Source organism: Streptococcus porci DSM 23759 (assembly GCF_000423765.1).
In the GTDB taxonomy this organism is placed as follows: Bacteria; Bacillota; Bacilli; order Lactobacillales; family Streptococcaceae; genus Streptococcus; species Streptococcus porci.
In genome coordinates this window covers 208,924-226,340 of record NZ_AUIP01000001.1, presented here as the reverse complement: position 1 = coordinate 226,340, position 17,417 = coordinate 208,924, and the positions used below count along the sequence as shown (strand labels likewise).

The window sequence follows — 17,417 nt, the reverse complement described above, 5'->3', positions numbered from 1 at the left end:
TATAGGAGGAATCCATGACAAAAATCCGTATCACCGAAACGGTTTTGCGTGACGGACAACAAAGTCAAATTGCCACTCGCATGACGACTGAAGAAATGTTGCCAGTCCTTGAGCAATTAGATCAAGCGGGTTATCATGCCTTGGAAATGTGGGGAGGAGCGACCTTTGACTCCTGCCTACGTTTCCTCAACGAGGATCCGTGGGAACGTCTGCGCACTATTCGTAAGGCAGTTAAAAACACCAAACTTCAGATGCTACTCCGCGGTCAAAACCTGCTCGGTTATCGCAACTATGCTGACGATGTGGTGACAAGTTTTATCCAAAAATCAGTTGAAAATGGTATTGATATCGTTCGTATCTTCGATGCCCTTAACGATCCACGTAATCTGCAAACTGCTGTTAAAGCTACTAAGGAAGCGGGAGGACATGCTCAAGTTGCCATTTCCTACACCACAAGCCCAGTGCACACTGTAGACTACTTCGTAGAATTAACCAAGAAATATGCTGAAATTGGTGCAGATTCTATTTGTATCAAAGATATGGCTGGAGTTTTGACCCCTCAAACTGGCTATGATTTGGTCAAGCGTATCAAAGAAGCGGTTGATTTACCACTTGAAGTTCACACTCACGCAACCTCAGGTATTTCAGAAATGACCTACCTCAAAGTGGCCGAAGCTGGTGCCGACATTATAGACACAGCTGTTTCAAGTTTTGCTGGCGGAACTAGCCAACCAGCCACAGAGTCACTGGTCATCGCCCTTGAAGAACTTGGTTTCGAGACTGGCATTGACTTGGCTAAAGTTGAAGAAATAGCAGAGCACTTTAACAAGGTACGTGATCACTATCGCAAAGAAGGTATTCTCAATCCAAAAGTTAAGGATGTTGAACCTAAAACCCTGATCTATCAAGTACCTGGAGGTATGTTATCAAATCTCCTTAGCCAGTTGACAGAACAAGGTTTAGCTGATAAATACGAAGAAGTTTTGGCAGAAGTGCCACGTGTTCGTGCAGACCTTGGCTATCCACCTCTAGTGACCCCATTGTCACAAATGGTAGGGACTCAATCTTTGATGAATGTCATTTCAGGAGAACGCTATAAGGTCGTTCCAAACGAAATCAAAGACTATGTCCGTGGTCTCTATGGTCAGTCTCCAGCACCACTTGCTGAAGGAATCAAGGAAAAAATCATCGGCGATGAGGAAGTCATCACCGTCCGTCCTGCCGACTTGATTGAACCTCAAATGCCAACTCTCCGTGAGGAAATCGCCGACTACGCGAGAAGTGAAGAAGATGTGCTCAGCTACGCTTCCTTCCCCAAACAGGCTCGTGATTTCCTCGGCCGTCGTGAAGATCCATTTTACGATGTTCCTGTGCAAAATGTGACAGTCAGCATTGATGTCAACTAATTTTAAAAGGTTAGGAAGAAATTCTTAGCCTTTTTTCTGTTGATAGATTTTAGAAAATCAATTAAACTTAAATAACCAAAGTGACTGACTATAAGTCTAAAAATGAGGTGCCCTAAATAGCATATTGGGGTAAAGAGACTATTAACCAACCGTCGTAGCAATTAGAAAACATAAAAAATTCCTCGGTAGATAGTCAGATAAAGCCAAACAAGTTTTAAGAAGCTGTGCTTTGTCTTTCTCTGACTAATAAAATGAGAAGCAGGTCAACTATCTTTGATATGAAATGCTAGATATTTCCATTATTTTTGGAGTTAGATTAAAAATTTTCTGAAAATTCCGTAAAAATATGATATAATGTTAAAAACGTTATTGAAAGAGGGTTTATGAACAAATCTTATTTTTATTTAGAGATGCGGACGCATGAGCTTGAAGTCCCTTATACAGGGAAAATGCGTAGAGTTCGTGTTCTCCTGCCCAAGGATTACGATAAAGAAACTGAGCGTTCGTACCCAGTTGTCTATTTCCATGATGGGCAAAATGTTCTTTATAGCAAAGAAGCCTTTTCCGGACACTCTTGGAAAGTCATTCCAACCATTAAGCGTAATCCTGACATAGCTAAAATGATTATCGTTGCCATAGATAATGACGGTTATAATCGTATGTTTGAATACTCAGCTTGGAAATTCCAAGAAACTGGCATTCCCGGTGTGCAGTTCGGTGGTAAGGGTACTGAATATGCCGAATTTGTTATGAATGTGGTCAAGCCTTTTGTAGATAAGGAATACAGAACTAAACCTGATAAAGAATATACTGCTATGATTGGTTCTTCCTTAGGCGGCAATATTACGCAGTTTATGGGATTAGCATACCAAGATCACATTGGGGGGCTTGGAGTCTTCTCATCTGCCAACTGGCTTCATCAAGATGCTTTTGACCGCTATATCGAGCGTCAGCCTTTAAATAAAAATCAAAAAGTTTACATCTATGTAGGGACAGAAGAGGCTGATGATACAGATAAAACGCTAATGGCAGGCAACATCAAGCAAGCCTATATTAACACATCCCTTAGCTACTACCGACAACTAATTTCAGGAGGAGTTGAGTTGGATAATCTGGCACTGGAAGTCATCTCAGGCGCCATTCATAATGAAGAAGCTTGGGCAGCTTATTTGCCCGATTGTTTCAGATTTTTAAGTGAAAATTGGTAAAATAAATATAGAGAAAGGAAAGAGAGGTCAGTAGTTCGGTTTAGCAGATAGCAAAGTCGAGCTTAATATAACTGCTGTTTAAGAAAAAAAGATAGCTTACTGTATTATCCTCTCTGTATTATAAATGATGCATTTTGAAGCACTTAGTCACTGGTCAGGTCATCTTGGGCGTGAGATGAACCTAAATCGTTATGGTCACGCAGGTATTCCTGTGGTAGTTTTTGCCTCATCAGGCGGTTCTTACAATGAGTATGCGGATTTTGGGATGATTGAAGCTTGCCGTGGATCTATCGAGGCAGGTCATGTTCAATTTTTCACCTTAACGAGTTACGATAGTGAAAGCTGGTTGGCAGACTGGAAATCTATTCATGACAAAGCAGAAGCTCACCGCGCCTATGAACGGTATGTGATTGAAGAAGCGATTCCATTTATCAAACATAAAACTGGCTGGTTCGATGGTATGATGACAACTGGTTGCTCAATGGGGGCCTACCACGCGCTGAATTTCTTCCTCCAGCATCCGGATGTTTTCACAAAAGTCATCGCCCTTTCAGGTGTCTATGATGCTCGTTTCTTCAACAACAATCAAGATTATGGCAATGATGATGCTGTCTATCAAAACTCACCATCTGACTACATTTGGAATCAGAATGACGGTTGGTTTATTGACAAATACCGTCAAGCTGATATTATCGTTTGTACCGGTTTGGGCGATTGGGAACAAGACGGTCTGGACTCATTCTACAACCTAAAACGTGCCTTTGAAGAAAAGAATATCCCAGCTTGGTTTGACACTTGGGGAACAGATGTGGCCCACGACTGGGTGTGGTGGAGAAAGCAAATGCCATTCTTCCTTCATTCTATTGGACTTTAAGTTAGAAAGGACTACCTATGAATTATCTCGTTATTTCACCTTTTTATCCAGAAAATTTTCAACCGTTCACCATTGAATTGGCTAAAAAAGAAGGCGTTACGGTTCTAGGTATCGGGCAAGAACCTTACGATCAATTGCCTGAAGAACTTCGTAATGCCTTAACAGAATACTTCCGTGTCAATGATTTGGAAAATATTGACGAAGTCAAGCGTGCGGCAGCCTTCCTAATTTACAAACATGGTCCAATTGACCGTGTAGAATCCCACAATGAACATTGGTTGGAAAATGATGCAGCCCTCCGTGAACAATTTAATATCTTTGGTGCCAAACCCAAACACCTGAAAAAGACAAAATTTAAGTCAGAGATGAAAAAATTCTTCTCCAAAGCAGGGGTTCCAGTCGTTCCAGGAATGGTTGTCAAGACTGAAAAAGATATTGATAAGGCTGTTAAGACAATTGGTTTTCCAATGATTGCTAAGCCTGACAACGGCGTTGGGGCATCCGGTACCTTTAAACTCACAAAGAAAGCAGATTTGGAAACCTTTAAAGAAGCTTGGGATGGTCAAACAGCCTATTTCTTTGAGAAATTTGTCAACTCAAGCATTATCACAACCTATGATGGATTGGTGGACAGCAAGGGAAATGTTGTTTTCGAAACAGGCTTGACATATGTACACACACCGTTTGAACTCATGCAAAGCAAGAAAGACAATGCTTATTTCATAGAGAAGGAGTTGGATCCTAAATTAGTAAAATATGGTCGCGCGATTATCACGGCCTTTGGTATGAAAGAACGTTTCTTCCATATTGAATTTTTCAAGAACGGCAAAGATTACATCGCGATTGAATACAACAACCGCATGGCAGGTGGCTTTACTGTTGAAGCTTACAACTATGCACATTCTATCGACCTTTTCCGTGATTATGCAAACATTGTAACAGGTGGTGATGTTGAAGAAAGACGATTCGATTCACAATACTGCTTGGTGGCAACTCGTCGAGATACAACTGATTACGTTAATTCAGCAGATGATATTCATCAGAAATTCGCTGGTAAGATTAAGACAGTCAAACGTATGCCAGACGCCTTTGCGGAACTTCAGGGAAATGATGCCTATCTACTTGTAACGGAAAGCAAGAAAGAGTTAGATGAAATGATTGCCTACATTGGTCTAACAAAATAAAACTAACTGTAAGACGCCAGAAATGGTGTCTTTTTTCTTTCCTTACAAAGCTGTAAGTTTTTTAATCAGAACTGTAAGAGAGCACAGGAGGAATATTTTCTATAATAGACTCATAAGAAATAGAAAGAAGGAAATCATATGTCATTCAAATTTTTACAAGCAAAGAGAATAGAAGAAAAAGTATTCTCAGAAAAAGAAAAGGCTGAACTCATGGAACAAGCCTCATTCTTAGAAGAGCTCGCCCATGATTTGCAAAGTATAAGATTTATGGCATACTAGAGGGAGGAAACTATGAAAAAGAAAGTATTTGGTTTGCTGGCTTTGGGCAGTATAATGCTAACTGCTTGTTCTTCCTCTTCAGCAGGTCTTAGCTTTGATGAGGGCTATCAAACTTTCCATTACAAGGGAAAAGACTATGCCGTTAGCAAGCAGGAAGTTGCCGAAGATAGTATTCGAGGAACAGAAGCCAAGTTTATGGAATGGCCCGTTGTCAAAGAAGAGAGTTCTGTCAAAGAAACAGTTTCCTTGAATAATCTTTACACTACTTCTAACAAGGAATGGGCCATCGGTGTCCAGGATGGTTATTATAAGGTAGATTTAGAGGATAATATTGCTGAATCAGACCATATCAACTATCAAGAAGTACTTGATCAATATCAAGAAGTACTTGATCAAGCAGATGAATAAATAAAGAAAAGTAGGAGTAACTATGTTATTAGAAATCAATCATTTAGAAAAAGTTTATCGAACACGTTTTTCAAAAGAGGAAACTCGTGCCTTGCAAGATGTGGATTTTAAGGTAGAAGAGGGTGAGTTTATCGCCATCATGGGTGAAAGTGGTTCAGGTAAGACGACTTTGCTCAATATTCTAGCAACCTTGGACAAGCCGACGAGAGGTTCGGTTATCTTAAATAATCAAGATATTACGAAAATCAAGGAAAGCAAGCTGGCCGATTTCCGTTTGCGTAACCTAGGCTTTGTCTTCCAAGATTTTAATCTCTTGGACACCCTGTCCATCCAAGACAATATCTTTTTACCTCTCGTATTGGCACGCACTAGTCACCAAGAAATGGAGAAAGGTTTGAAAGTGCTGGCTCCCAAACTGCGCATTCAAGATTTGCTGAAAAAACGTCCCTTTGAACTATCTGGTGGACAAAAGCAGCGCGTGGCCATTGCTCGTAGTTTGATTACCCAGCCACAGATTGTCCTAGCGGATGAACCGACGGCTGCCCTAGATTATCGCAATTCGGAAGACTTGTTGAATTTGTTTGAAGAGATTAACCGTGACGGTCAAACCATTCTCATGGTGACCCACTCGGCCAACGCAGCCAGCCACGCCAAACGGGTACTCTTTATCAAAGATGGTCGCATTTTTCATCAACTGTACAAAGCAGACAAGAGCAATCAAGACTTTGCCAAGGAGATTTCGCTCAATATGTCTGCACTTTTAGGGGGTGAGTAGATGTTTTACCTCAAACTTGCTGGGCAAAATATCCGAAAATCCATGGGTGTTTTTGCTCCCTTTGTTTTAGCCAGTCTTGTGCTATTTACTCTGATTTGTTCCATGTTCTTACTCATGCTAAGTCCAGTTATGAAGACCATGGGTTCTGGTGCCATATCTATCGGTCTTGGTGTCGTTGTTCTAACCATTTTCTCGGTCATTATGGAGATTTATAGTTTTAATTTCCTGATGAAACAACGGGCGAGGGAATTTGGTCTTTATAACATGCTGGGGATGAACAAGAAAAAAGTAGCCTTGATAGCTAGCCTCGAATTGATGATGATTTTCTTGCTAGTTGTGGTTCTTGGTTCTGTCTTAGCAGGTGTGTTTTCAAATGTTCTCTACTTGATTTTTGTCAATATAACACATTATAGTGATTTGCATTTTGGAATAGAGCCTCTGGCCTTTGTCATGACTGCCTTTCTCTTTGCTGGTTTCTTTTTCCTCTTGGAATTGCTGGCCATTCGAACCATTGGCAAGACCAGTCCGCTGATTTTGTTCCGAGCTAGTGAGAAAGGTGAGAAGGAGCCACGTGGCAATGTCCTTCTGGCTGCCCTTGGTGTAGTGGGACTGGGTGTTGGATACTACCTATCACTTTCATCTAAAGCAGAAGGTCTAGCTGTTATCTATCGGTTCTTTATCGCTGTGCTCTTTGTCATTGCGGGGACCTATCTGTTCTACATCAGCTTTATGACTTGGTATTTGAAGACTCGTCGGAAAAACAAGCGGTATTTCTATACGCCAGAGCATTTCATTACCACATCGCAGATGATTTTTCGGATGAAACAGCACGCAACGGGTTTGGCCAACATTACACTGCTTGCAGTCATGGCCTTTGTGACCATTGCGACCACAACCTCCCTTTATACAGGTATGAGCAGTATGACAGGTGCACTATATCCCAAGGAAACATCTATTACCTATCCTGTTTCGGATAGAAGTCAAGGTGAAGCTGCCTATCAGCAATCGGTGCTCAGCCATTTTCCAGAAAAAGCCGATGACAAACTATCCTACCTGACCTACCAAGCTGGTCTGGTCTATGATGGTGGTGAAGAGATTGTCATTAGCCCAGAAACCATTTCTAATCCAGATTTTAACAAAATGGCCTTTACCTACTTCATCACCCAAGATGATTTCAGGAAATTGGGGAATGAACTGCCAGAGCTTGCTGCCAATCAAATGGTCTTTATGCGTCCGAGCGAAAAACCATCGCTGAAGAAGCTTGTTTTGGGCGATCAAACCTTTGAGAATGTAGCCAATCTTGACCAGGCTATTTTCCCAGACATCTACAATACGCTAAATGCCGCCGTTATGGTAGTCAGTGATGACACTGTGTTGGATGCTGTTCGTGAGTATTATGAGTCCAATAATCCACAAGGCTATCAGGTTAGCATGGACTACCGTGTCTTTACTGACTTGACTGATGAAGAGGTACTCACTCTTGGAGAGCAATCTGGTGAAATATATGAAATTCTCGATGAAAATGGAGAATATCTTGGAAATGTCATGCAACGTACGGATTTCAACAATTTACTGATGGGCTTTACAGGCGGTTTCCTCTTCACTGGTTTCTTGTTGGGCATTAGTTTCCTACTGGGGGCAGCCTTGATTATCTACTACAAGCAGTACTCGGAAGGGCATGAGGACAAGAAATCCTACAAGATTTTACAAGAAGTGGGCATGAGTGCAGCAGCGGTCAAAAAGACCATTAACTCCCAAACACTTACGGTCTTCTTTATGCCTTTGGTCATGGCGACCCTACACTTTATCATCGCCCTTGTCATGCTCAAGCAAATGCTACTGAGTTTTGGTGTTACCTCATCACTAATGATTTATACGGTTAGTGGAATTACTTTGCTTGCAGTTGCCTTGATTTACTTTGTCATTTACAAGTGGACCAGTCGCACCTATTACCGCATTATTGAACGGTAGCAGAAGTCTCGCCTTGTGCGAGATTTCTTGCTTTTTCAGGGAAATGGTGTTACAATGGTAATACCAAAGGAATACTCGAAGAGGTGAGAAAATGGCAGCTATTACATTGAAAGTTTCTGAGCAGGACAAGCTCTTTATGCAGGCTATGGCAAAGTTTGAAGGTGTCAGTTTGTCAGAACTCATTCGGACTAAAACCCTTGAAGCCCTTGAAGATGAATACGATGCCCGTGTGGCAGACATAGCTTGGGCAGAATACCAAGAAGACTTGGCGAATGGAATTGAGCCGTTAACACTAGAACAAATGGCTGAGGAGTTGGGTATTGAGTTATAAGGTTATTTTGTCCGTTAAGACTCAAAAGCAAATTCGAAAGTTGGATAAAACTGCTGCAAGTTTGATTTTGCGGTATCTTTATAAGCATATTGACGGGTGTGACAACCCTAGACAATACGGAAAAGCTTTGACTGCCAATCGTTCTGGCCAATGGCGGTACCGTATCGGTAACTACAGGGTTATCGTCAGTATTGAGGACGACAAAGTGATTATTACAAGCCTCAAAATGAGAAATGGAAGTATATAAAAAGCCAAGACCTGTGTCCTGGCTTTTGCAGAATGAAGAAGATGAAAAAAGCAAAGATTTATATTGTTGAAGACGATGAGATGATTGTCCAGCTCTTGAAGCAGCACCTAGGCAAATCGTATCAGGTGGAAAGTGTGCAGAATTTCCGAGCTGTCAGTCAGGAAGTGGCGGAAATCAAACCAGACTTGGTGCTGATGGATATTAGCCTACCCTATTACAACGGCTTTTACTGGACGACAGAAATCCGTAAAAGCATGACCATGCCCATTATCTTTATCTCCTCTAGCGATGATGAGATGAATGCGGTCATGGCCATGAACATGGGTGGTGATGATTTTGTGTCCAAGCCTTTTTCACTGGGAATTTTGGATGCCAAAATCGGTGCCTTCTTGCGTCGGGTTAATCAATTCAGCAAATCAACTGATTTGTCTATCGACCAGTTCCAGCTTAGTTTGGACGGGCGATTTTCAAACGAATCGGAACAGGTTCAATTGTCTCCTACAGAAACCAAGATTTTGTCCGCCTTACTAGAAAGACAAGGGCAGATTGTCAGCAAGGAAGAACTCTTGGAAAAACTCTGGGAAAATGAAGAATTTATCGACCAGAATACCCTTAATGTCAACATGACTCGTCTGCGTAAGAAGGTGAGTGAAGTTGGTTTTGACCGTATTCATACCGTTCGTGGCGTGGGGTACCTGGTCAAATGATAGCAAAATTTATCCGTGAATACCGGAGTTTTTACTTCTCCTACATTGTTCTGGCTACTAGTTTTATCTTGCTCTTCTATCTTTACCAACTCCCCACAGAATTCCTGCAAAACGCTCTGCTATTGTCCCTAACTCTCTTAATCCTACTGACAGTGGGCCTTTTCTGGAAATTTCGCAACCGCATAAAAGCCTTGGAAGACTATGTCCATGAAGAAGCTCTGCCCCTACTTAATAAGCCTGTGGACCTTGCCTATCTCAACTTGATTGAGGCAGAGAAGGAGGCGACACGGGAGCAGCTTTTGGTCTATAAATCACGGGAAGAGGACCTGCAAGCTATGGTCAAAATGTGGTCCCATCAGATGAAGGTACCTTTGGCTGCCTTGTCTTTGATGAGCCAGACTGACAATCTCAACCAGCAGGATGTCAATCACCAGCTCTTACGCTTGGACAATTATATGGCAAACCTCCTCAACTACCTCAAGCTGACCAACCATGCCAGTGATTTTCGATTTGAGCAGGTGGAAGTGAGAGAAGTAGTGGTCGATTTGGTCAAAAAATACCGCAATCAGTTCTTGCAAAAGGACATTTCAGTGACCATCGATGGAAATTGGCTACTGAAGACCGACAGAAAGTGGCTTAGTTTTGCCCTGTCACAGATAATCGACAACGCCCTCAAGTACAATAAGAATGGTGGTAAGGTAGCCATTGAACTGAATAAGGGAATTTCCATTTCCGATACGGGAATTGGCATTTTGGCAGAAGACATTCCACGCCTGTTTGACGAAGGTTTTACAGGTTTTAATGGCCGTGAACACCAAAAAGCCACAGGATTTGGCTTGTATCTGACCAAGCGGGTCTTGAATCAGTTGGAACTAGCTATTTCCGTCGAAAGTCAACTGGAAGTTGGTACAACTGTAAGCATCACTAAAGTACAGTAAAAGCTGTGCTTTTTTCATTTTGAAACCGCTTCGAAAATATGATATACTAAATTTAGTTTGAATTAGGAGGTCACTATGTCCCATCATCACGCCTTGCAAAATGGATCAGATATTTGTGGAATTGCTATCGCTACAGACGAATATGCTGTCAATCTCACTCCACAAGCCACCAAGGAAATCGTCCGTGGCCTGATTCATTGGCTAACTCAGAAGCCAGAACTGGCTCGAGCCTATCAAGAAGGACAGCTCAAGATTGGTATCGGTCGAGACAGTCGCCTCAGCGGTCCAGATTTGGTTTCAGCCTTTACAGAAGAAGCCGTTCGTCTGGGGGGTTCAGCTGATTGACTTTGGCATGGCCACCACGCCAGCTCTCTTCATGAGCACCCAGTACCCGCAGTTCAAGTGCCACGCTGGTGTCATGATCACTGCCAGCCACCTGCCCTATTGCTTCAACGGCATTAAGATTTTTTCGGAAAATGGCGGAGCAGAGCATGAAGATATTGACTTTATCCTCTCACATAGCGAAGACTTGCCAGCTTCTTCCCTTGGAAGTATCACCAGTGCAGACCTAATTACGCCTTATTCCCAAGACTTGGTGGGTAAAATTCGTACCGCCTGTGACGGACAAGAAAAACCACTTGCCAATCTCAACATTATCGTTGATGCTGGAAATGGTGCGGGAGGATTCTTTGCTGAGAAAGTTTTGGCAGAGCTAGGAGCAGATACCACAGGCTCACAATTCCTAGACCCAGACGGCACCTTCCCAAACCATGTTCCAAACCCTGATAACAAGGAAGCAATGGAAAGCATTCGCCAGGCTGTCTTGAAGCTAGGTGCAGACCTAGGTATTATCTTTGATACCGACGTTGACCGTGCCGCGCTAGTGACCAAGTCAGGTCAAATTCTCAATCGTAACAACCTGATTGCCGTTCTCAGTCAGATTGTCCTAGCTGAACATCCAGGAACCAGTATTGTGACCAATTCCCCAACGACCGAACACCTTAAGGTCTTTATAGTAAGCCTGGGAGGCAAACAAATTCGCTATATTTCAGGTTACCGTAATGTCATCAACCGTGCTATTTTAGCTAATCAAGAAGGAGTTGATTGCCAGTTGGCTATCGAAACCTCAGGACACGCTGCCTTTAAGGAAAATTACTTCCTCGATGACGGAACCTATGTGGCGGCTAAGATTCTCATGCTCTTACCAAAACTTCAAGCGGAAGGCAAGTCCTTGGACGACTTGATTGCCCAGCTTAAACAACCGCTGGAAACCCAAGAAGTGCGGTTCAAACTAGAAGCGGCAGATTATCGAGCACTTGGTGAGCAGGTCATTGCTGACCTCCGTCAAACCAGCCTTGAAGGCTTTGCTTTTAACCCAGAAAACGAAGAAGGAGTGCGGTTTGACCTGACTGAGCCTTATGGTGAAGGCTGGCTCTTGCTCCGCATGAGCCTCCACGAGCCACTCTTGGTCTTGCAGGTGGAAAATGACCAGACTGGCTATATTCCTGCCGTTTTGAAAACCTTGTCAGCCTTTTTGGACCAGTACCCAGCTGTCAATCAGGAAAAATTGAAAGAATTGCTATAATTGAAAACACGAGTAAGTTTGAGCTTACTCGTGTTGTGTTACATAATTAATATTACGTAAAATTATAATTTATCCAGAGCATTTTTCTGCTCATCGTTGACGATATGGGTGTAGAGGTCGGTAACCTGGGTATTGGCGTGGCCCAGCTGGTGACTGACCAGAACTTGCGACTTGGTGGCGTCGTAGAGCCGTGTTGCCAGCGTATGACGGAGTTTGTGGGGGGTTACGCGTATCTTGAAGTCTGCAGAGTACTTGCCCACCATTTTTTCGATAGAAGATGCGTCAATACGATTGGGCAGACCACGGTATTCGGACAGGAAGAAGGCTGTATCCGTTTTTTCAGCCTTGTAGCGTTGCTGACGGATGCTCATGTAAGTTTCCAGATAGGGCTTTGCAAAACTAGCCACATTGACTGAGTCCCGCTTGCCACCTTTACGCGTCACCTCAATAATCATCATCTTGAGGTTGACATCACGGAGGTCTAGATTGACCGCCTCAGACAGACGAACACCAGATGCCAAGAGAAGTGCCAAAATTGCCAAGTCCCGTTCCTTGTTTTTTTGGAAGGAGGAGAGGGCACGTTTGGAGAGATTGACCTGGTATTCCTTGTCCACATAGTCCAAAAATTCCATAGTCTCATCGCCCAAAAAGAGCTTCTGCTTGATATTCTCCGCCCGAGCCGCCAAGGTTTCCTTCTTCTTCTTGGTAGATACCTTTTTCATGACATTGCGGTAGAAGTAGGGCTCGCCCTGATCATTTTCCACTTCTTCGGTTAAATACTTGAAGAGACTAGAAAGTGCCGACAGGGTACGGTTAATGGTGGTCTGCGACACACCATTCTGCGTGGTATTGGCGTTCAGCAGGGGACGTTCCCGCAGATAAAGAATAAAGGCCTCCATATCTTTTTTGGTCAGGTGTTCCAAAACATTCAGCGGAATGTCAGCAATCCGTTCCACAGATACCAAATCTGAATCCTGCAACCATTCAAAAAAACGACGGTATTCTTTCAAGTATTCATATAAGGTTGTAAAACTGTAAGGCACAGCCAGCTTTGATTGGTAATATTCCAAGACATACCAAGGCATGATTTCTTTTAGCTGTTCAATTTTTTCCAGTAATAACTCACGACGCATGATGTTCTCCTGATTTTTAGCTATATGAGTAGTATAGCATAACCTTATGTAAGTTTCAAGAAAATTATAGTTTTTCGGAAAGATGTTTGTGGGTTTCTTCCATTATAATAGATAATAGTCCAACCTATATTGCGTAAATATAATTATGTAACAAATGTTCCTATCTTTACTTTTCATCTTTTTTCCTTTACAATAAATAAGATGAAATCTTCTAAAAAAAACATCTTATCAAATTTCAAACCTTTTGATTATGTATTTATCGGTTTGTCTATCATGTTATCATTTTTACCTTTAGCATATACTTGGTATCGCCAAAGTCATCAAACGGTTTCTACCGAAACTCACCTAGTTGCTGTCGTGAAAATCCATGGTGATATTGTTGACGAATTTGACTTAATTCCTGGTGGCAAACATCTGGAAAAGACTTATTATCCCGCTGAAGGCCAATATAATATTGTGGAAATTGACGGTGATCGTATCCGAGTTAAAGAAGACAATAGCCCCGACCAGATTGCGGTTAATACAGGCTGGATAAGCAAGGAACATCAGCTATCCATCTGTCTTCCTCATCAGCTTATTATCGAGATTATTGCTCCTGAGGGAACTGACTCTGACGATGAGGAGCTGATCTTACCTCTTTAAAAACAAAAATGCTGAGAAAACTCAGCATTTTTATAATAGCGTTGCTAGGATAAGGCTTATCAGATATAGGGTCGAGAATAGAACGAAACTCTTGATGGCGTTGATAAATGTCAGTCGCTTGACTTGCTCTTTGCGAAAAGCTTGTAAAAATTTGAGGTCAGCAACAATCAAAATCAGACCTAGATAAGTCCATTTAGGTAAAAGCCCTGCTAATGGGTAAACAAGCCACAGAAGCCATGAGGAAAGGTTTAAAAGGGTATAAAGTGTGATGCCCCTGCTTTTTCCAATATAATGAACAAGGGTGAAACGGCCATTTTTAATATCTTGTTCGTAATCACAAAGATTATTAGCCAACATGATATTAGCAATCAGAAACACTAGAGGGAGACTGAGGAAAATCGTTTTCAGTAGTTCAAACCAGGCCAGGCTAACGTGGAAGATATTTGCTGAAAAATGGCTTGATATCAGCAACTCAGGCTTTTGAATAAAGATAGCTAGAAAGAAAATGCCGAAGCCCATGGTAGTCCCGGAAAAAATCTCCCCTAATGGTAAGCGCGATAAGGGCATGGGACCAAAGGTATAAAAAATACCAATTAAAAAGCAAAGAACGCCCATGGGTAAAAGAATTAAATCTGTTCGCCAAACCAAACCGAGAGATACAACTATTGAAAAAGCTAGCAAGCCGAGAATAATATGCACCATTTGTTGAAAGTTTAGCTGGTTAGCCCCAATAACATTATCTTTCTCTTTATAAGATTCGTCTAGTGCTTTTATATAATCCATAGTATTGTTGATAGCTGTTGTACACATGTCAAAACTGATAACTGCTAAGATAAACAAAAAAGTGTTTAGTAAATTAAAAGCGTGATAATGATAACTTGCCCAAAAAATTCCAATAAACATCGGAAAAACGCTAGCAACTTTGGTACGTATCTCAACAAATTCTAGAAAAATAGGCAGAGTCATTGTGTTGTATTTAGTCGACAATGCGGTAATCCTCATTTCTTAATTCAAATCTATTTTTCAATCCCTTGCTAAGGTGAATTCCGCCGTCTTTATCAATGAAAACAGCTTCTACTTCTGCTGTCTTATTTACCAATTTCATACCCTCTTCAATTCCTAATAAAAAGATGCTGGTGGACAACTCATCGCCCTGAAGAGAAGTTTTTGTGTAAACCGTTACGCCAGAGATATTATTTTCGACTGGATAACCGGTCTTTGGATCTAAAATATGGTGATAAATGGTACCATCTTTGCCTTCAATGTAGCGTTCATAAATGCCTGACGTCACCACAGAGCTATCAATCACCTTGACCGCTCCAACTGTCTCTCCTCGTACGGCGTCAGGGTTTTGAACACCTACTGTCCAGCCATCTGGGGATTTGGGAGATGTTCCCATAACCAGAACATTACCACCTAAATTGATAATGGCTCTGGTCACACCATGTTTTTCAAATACATCCTTAACTCCATCAGCTATAAAGCCTTTTGAGATGGCTCCAAGTTCTAAAGTCATTCCCTCCTCGATATAAACGGTCTGCTCTGCCTTATTTAGCTTAATCTTGCGATAATCAATATTAGCTAGTGCAGCGCTGATTTCCTCGGGAGCTGGAACTCTGGCGTCTGTATCACCAATTTTCCAAAGATTGCTGACAGCACCTATAGTGACGTCAAATTTGCCCTGACTATTTTGGGACATACCAATAGCAGCTTCTAGGATTTCAAAGGTTTCCTTACGCACCTTAACAGCCTCTTTGCCAGCGGCATGGTTGATTTTATAGACATCGGAACCCTCAAGATTCGTTGAGAGAAGGGCTTCCATATCTTTGATATAGGCGATGGCATCAGCCATCGTTTTGTCTTGATTTTCGTGGTAAATGCTGAGCTGAACCACCGTATGAAGTAACGATTCTGTTCGTGTTTCAGGTTTATCAATAACTTCCAGCTCTGCTTTTTTTTCAGAACGACAAGCTGATAAGGGCAAAAGTATGACGAAAGCCAGTATCAGCAACTTGAGAAAATAATTTTTCATGTTCCTTTCCTTAATGCAAAAAGTACCTCTCTCGCAAGAGGTACTTGGTTAGTGGCATAACACTTATTTAACAAGAATAGTTTCAGTATTACCTTCTGCTGCAGCTTTCAAAAGAGCTTCTGCGGTTTTCTTGAAGTTTTCAGAAGTATGAGTTGCACCTGATACAACCTCAATATCTGCTGATTGTGCTTCAAGGAACTCAGCATCCAATTTATCAGTTGCATCTTTTGATGAGATGCCAGATTTTGCTTCCATATTTTTGTTGTACTCTTCATCTTCAGATTTTAAAGCACCATCTTTGTTTTCATAATCGAAAGTAGACTCAGTGACTTTACCACCTGAAACAGTGATTGTGTGTACAGCTTTCCAACCACGTTCATCAAAGTCTGTTTCTGCTCTGTAAGTACCATCTTTAAGCTCTGTTGCTGCAGCTGTAGTTGTTTGTTCAACTTTTGTAGCTTCTGTAGTTGTTTCTTTTTCTGATGAGTTACCACATGCAGCTAATGTCAAAACTGAAGCAAATAGCATAGATGCTAAAACAATTTTCTTTTTCATTTTGAAAAATTCCTTCCTTCTTTATAGTGGTAATTGTAACATAAAATGCAAGCGCTGTCTAGCCTATATCGGACATTTGAAATATTATTATAAAAACATCAAACAATTTGATTAGAACTGTCTATCCATCAACTGAGCTAAGAAATGTTTTATCGTGTCAGTTTCTGTGATAGCCATTTTATCTAAGCTAGCAAAGGCTTTTTTCAAAAAAGCGTCAACAAGTTCCTCTGTCTTCTCGAAAGCGCCTGCTTTGTTCATCAAGTCATAAAGTTTTACTAAATCATCCTCTCCAAGTTCTCTGAGATTGAGGGTCTTCAGTTGATTTTGAAAGTCTTTGGAAAGGTGTTGCGCAAAAAGATATGGTGCTGTATAAATGCCGTTTTGGATATCCTGCATGCGAGGTTTGCCAGAATTATCCTGAGAAATCCGGTAATCAATCAAATCATCTGAAATTTGAAAAGCCATGCCGATATGCTGTCCTAGTTGAAAAGCGATGTGACTTCTTCTTCTACTCATATTTGGTCGCCAATCACCGATCTGACAAGCCAGAGCGAAGAGAAAAGCGGTCTTCCCTTTAATCTGTTTCAGGTAGTCCTTCATAGTCATGTCGGAACGAAATTGATTCATCAACTGAGACAATTCACCAGCCAAAATACGCTCCAAGAGATTGCGATTAGTGATTTGAACATCTTTCTGAGTTACTTCCAAAAGCTCCGCACCTTTAACACCCAAACGATTAGCATAGACAAGGAGGTAGTCCCCTGCATAGATGGCAATGCGGTTCGAATGGCTTTTATTGATAACCATGATTCCACGACGGCTATTTGCCTCATCAATGACATCATCATGAAGAAGAGTCGCAAGATGAAGCAACTCGATATAAGCTGCTAGATAGAGCTTACCCTCAGGGATATTTCCTTCACTATCTGCTGAAAATAACAAACAAAGACCAGCTCGGACATACTTCCCTGGAGCGTTGATGTAGTCTAGAATCTTTGCTTTTACATCAGGATGAATAACGGTCATCTCTGAAATCATGATTTCTTTGACACGGTTAAGATTTTTTTGAATATGGGGATAGGGTTCCCAAATATGATGTACCACCTAAACTCCTTTGCTACTATTAGGTTATAAAATCTGTC

The 17,417-nt window shown here is 41.6% G+C and carries 18 protein-coding genes and 1 pseudogene; 14 read left to right on the top strand and 5 right to left on the bottom strand.

Annotated features, from left to right (window positions below):
* Nucleotides 1-14 precede the first annotated feature (14 nt).
* The 13 genes and pseudogenes from G576_RS0101240 to G576_RS12045 all read left to right on the top strand — a co-directional run bounded on the left by G576_RS0101240 (nt 15) and on the right by G576_RS12045 (nt 11,913).
* Nucleotides 15-1,406: an oxaloacetate decarboxylase subunit alpha gene (locus tag G576_RS0101240; protein ID WP_027973013.1), complete on the top strand. Its 1,392-nt coding sequence runs from the start codon at nt 15-17 to the stop codon at nt 1,404-1,406.
* Nucleotides 1,407-1,789: 383 nt separating this feature from the next.
* Complete coding sequence (locus G576_RS0101235) at nt 1,790-2,614, top strand: alpha/beta hydrolase (protein ID WP_027973012.1); 825 nt, start codon at nt 1,790-1,792, stop codon at nt 2,612-2,614.
* Between the two features lie 127 nt (nt 2,615-2,741).
* On the top strand, nt 2,742-3,488 hold the full coding sequence (locus G576_RS0101230) for an esterase family protein (RefSeq protein ID WP_027973011.1): 747 nt from the start codon (nt 2,742-2,744) through the stop codon (nt 3,486-3,488).
* 17 nt (nt 3,489-3,505) lie between these two features.
* Nucleotides 3,506-4,672: an ATP-grasp domain-containing protein gene (locus tag G576_RS0101225; RefSeq protein WP_027973010.1), complete on the top strand. Its 1,167-nt coding sequence runs from the start codon at nt 3,506-3,508 to the stop codon at nt 4,670-4,672.
* A 138-nt stretch (nt 4,673-4,810) separates the two neighbouring features.
* Nucleotides 4,811-4,951 carry a hypothetical protein gene (locus G576_RS13480; protein WP_032497991.1) on the top strand — a complete coding sequence of 47 codons (141 nt, stop codon included), beginning with the start codon at nt 4,811-4,813 and terminating at the stop codon, nt 4,949-4,951.
* Between the two features lie 12 nt (nt 4,952-4,963).
* Entirely contained in the window at nt 4,964-5,359 is a 396-nt protein-coding gene (locus tag G576_RS0101215) for a NisI/SpaI family lantibiotic immunity lipoprotein (protein ID WP_027973009.1), read from the top strand.
* 22 nt (nt 5,360-5,381) lie between these two features.
* Nucleotides 5,382-6,134 carry an ABC transporter ATP-binding protein gene (locus G576_RS0101210; protein WP_027973008.1) on the top strand — a complete coding sequence of 251 codons (753 nt, stop codon included), beginning with the start codon at nt 5,382-5,384 and terminating at the stop codon, nt 6,132-6,134.
* The gene (locus G576_RS0101205) at nt 6,135-8,105 is read left to right on the top strand and encodes an ABC transporter permease (protein ID WP_027973007.1); all 1,971 of its coding nucleotides are present in this window, start codon (nt 6,135-6,137) and stop codon (nt 8,103-8,105) included.
* Between the two features lie 91 nt (nt 8,106-8,196).
* Nucleotides 8,197-8,436, top strand: coding sequence for a type II toxin-antitoxin system RelB family antitoxin (relB, locus tag G576_RS0101200; RefSeq protein ID WP_027973006.1), 240 nt, complete (start codon nt 8,197-8,199; stop codon nt 8,434-8,436).
* On the top strand, nt 8,426-8,683 hold the full coding sequence (locus G576_RS0101195) for a type II toxin-antitoxin system RelE family toxin (RefSeq protein ID WP_027973005.1): 258 nt from the start codon (nt 8,426-8,428) through the stop codon (nt 8,681-8,683). The genes relB and G576_RS0101195 overlap by 11 nt, the downstream gene beginning before the upstream one ends.
* Nucleotides 8,684-8,724: 41 nt before the next feature.
* On the top strand, nt 8,725-9,390 hold the full coding sequence (locus G576_RS0101190) for a response regulator transcription factor (RefSeq protein ID WP_051177941.1): 666 nt from the start codon (nt 8,725-8,727) through the stop codon (nt 9,388-9,390).
* Complete coding sequence (locus tag G576_RS0101185) at nt 9,387-10,328, top strand: sensor histidine kinase (RefSeq protein ID WP_027973003.1); 942 nt, start codon at nt 9,387-9,389, stop codon at nt 10,326-10,328. Before G576_RS0101190 ends, G576_RS0101185 begins: the two co-directional genes overlap by 4 nt.
* Before the next feature lie 75 nt (nt 10,329-10,403).
* Nucleotides 10,404-11,913: pseudogene (locus G576_RS12045) on the top strand (phosphohexomutase domain-containing protein).
* Between the two features lie 62 nt (nt 11,914-11,975).
* On the opposite strand, the gene xerS reads toward G576_RS12045, so the two are convergent.
* A complete protein-coding gene (gene xerS, locus G576_RS0101175) occupies nt 11,976-13,046 on the bottom strand; it encodes a tyrosine recombinase XerS (protein WP_027973002.1) in 1,071 nt (356 codons plus the stop codon).
* A gap of 201 nt (nt 13,047-13,247) precedes the next feature.
* Between xerS and G576_RS0101170 the strand changes: the two genes are divergently transcribed.
* Nucleotides 13,248-13,688 carry a NusG domain II-containing protein gene (locus tag G576_RS0101170; RefSeq protein ID WP_027973001.1) on the top strand — a complete coding sequence of 147 codons (441 nt, stop codon included), beginning with the start codon at nt 13,248-13,250 and terminating at the stop codon, nt 13,686-13,688.
* 30 nt (nt 13,689-13,718) lie between these two features.
* Here G576_RS0101170 and G576_RS0101165 read toward each other — a convergent pair whose 3' ends face one another.
* From G576_RS0101165 to G576_RS0101150, 4 genes are all read right to left on the bottom strand, one after another.
* Complete coding sequence (locus tag G576_RS0101165; protein WP_156875096.1) at nt 13,719-14,690, bottom strand: 1,4-dihydroxy-2-naphthoate polyprenyltransferase; 972 nt, start codon at nt 14,688-14,690, stop codon at nt 13,719-13,721.
* Nucleotides 14,665-15,720 (bottom strand): FAD:protein FMN transferase, encoded by a 1,056-nt coding sequence (locus G576_RS0101160; RefSeq protein WP_027972999.1) that lies wholly within the window; start codon nt 15,718-15,720, stop codon nt 14,665-14,667. Before G576_RS0101160 ends, G576_RS0101165 begins: the two co-directional genes overlap by 26 nt.
* Nucleotides 15,721-15,783: 63 nt before the next feature.
* Nucleotides 15,784-16,275, bottom strand: coding sequence for an FMN-binding protein (locus G576_RS0101155; RefSeq protein ID WP_027972998.1), 492 nt, complete (start codon nt 16,273-16,275; stop codon nt 15,784-15,786).
* A 111-nt stretch (nt 16,276-16,386) separates the two neighbouring features.
* Complete coding sequence (locus tag G576_RS0101150) at nt 16,387-17,379, bottom strand: polyprenyl synthetase family protein (protein ID WP_027972997.1); 993 nt, start codon at nt 17,377-17,379, stop codon at nt 16,387-16,389.
* Nucleotides 17,380-17,417: the final 38 nt, after the last annotated feature.

Coding starts and splice junctions, on each gene's coding strand:
- G576_RS0101205 (WP_027973007.1), top strand. CDS start 6,135: ATGTTTTACCTCAAACTTGCTGGGCAAAATATCCGAAAATCCATGGGT.
- G576_RS0101155 (WP_027972998.1), bottom strand. CDS start 16,275: ATGAAAAAGAAAATTGTTTTAGCATCTATGCTATTTGCTTCAGTTTTG.
- G576_RS0101230 (WP_027973011.1), top strand. CDS start 2,742: ATGCATTTTGAAGCACTTAGTCACTGGTCAGGTCATCTTGGGCGTGAG.
- G576_RS0101160 (WP_027972999.1), bottom strand. CDS start 15,720: ATGAAAAATTATTTTCTCAAGTTGCTGATACTGGCTTTCGTCATACTT.
- G576_RS0101235 (WP_027973012.1), top strand. CDS start 1,790: ATGAACAAATCTTATTTTTATTTAGAGATGCGGACGCATGAGCTTGAA.
- G576_RS0101170 (WP_027973001.1), top strand. CDS start 13,248: ATGAAATCTTCTAAAAAAAACATCTTATCAAATTTCAAACCTTTTGAT.
- G576_RS0101215 (WP_027973009.1), top strand. CDS start 4,964: ATGAAAAAGAAAGTATTTGGTTTGCTGGCTTTGGGCAGTATAATGCTA.
- G576_RS13480 (WP_032497991.1), top strand. CDS start 4,811: ATGTCATTCAAATTTTTACAAGCAAAGAGAATAGAAGAAAAAGTATTC.
- G576_RS0101190 (WP_051177941.1), top strand. CDS start 8,725: ATGAAAAAAGCAAAGATTTATATTGTTGAAGACGATGAGATGATTGTC.
- relB (WP_027973006.1), top strand. CDS start 8,197: ATGGCAGCTATTACATTGAAAGTTTCTGAGCAGGACAAGCTCTTTATG.
- G576_RS0101185 (WP_027973003.1), top strand. CDS start 9,387: ATGATAGCAAAATTTATCCGTGAATACCGGAGTTTTTACTTCTCCTAC.
- G576_RS0101165 (WP_156875096.1), bottom strand. CDS start 14,690: ATGAGGATTACCGCATTGTCGACTAAATACAACACAATGACTCTGCCT.
- G576_RS0101240 (WP_027973013.1), top strand. CDS start 15: ATGACAAAAATCCGTATCACCGAAACGGTTTTGCGTGACGGACAACAA.
- xerS (WP_027973002.1), bottom strand. CDS start 13,046: ATGCGTCGTGAGTTATTACTGGAAAAAATTGAACAGCTAAAAGAAATC.
- G576_RS0101225 (WP_027973010.1), top strand. CDS start 3,506: ATGAATTATCTCGTTATTTCACCTTTTTATCCAGAAAATTTTCAACCG.
- G576_RS0101210 (WP_027973008.1), top strand. CDS start 5,382: ATGTTATTAGAAATCAATCATTTAGAAAAAGTTTATCGAACACGTTTT.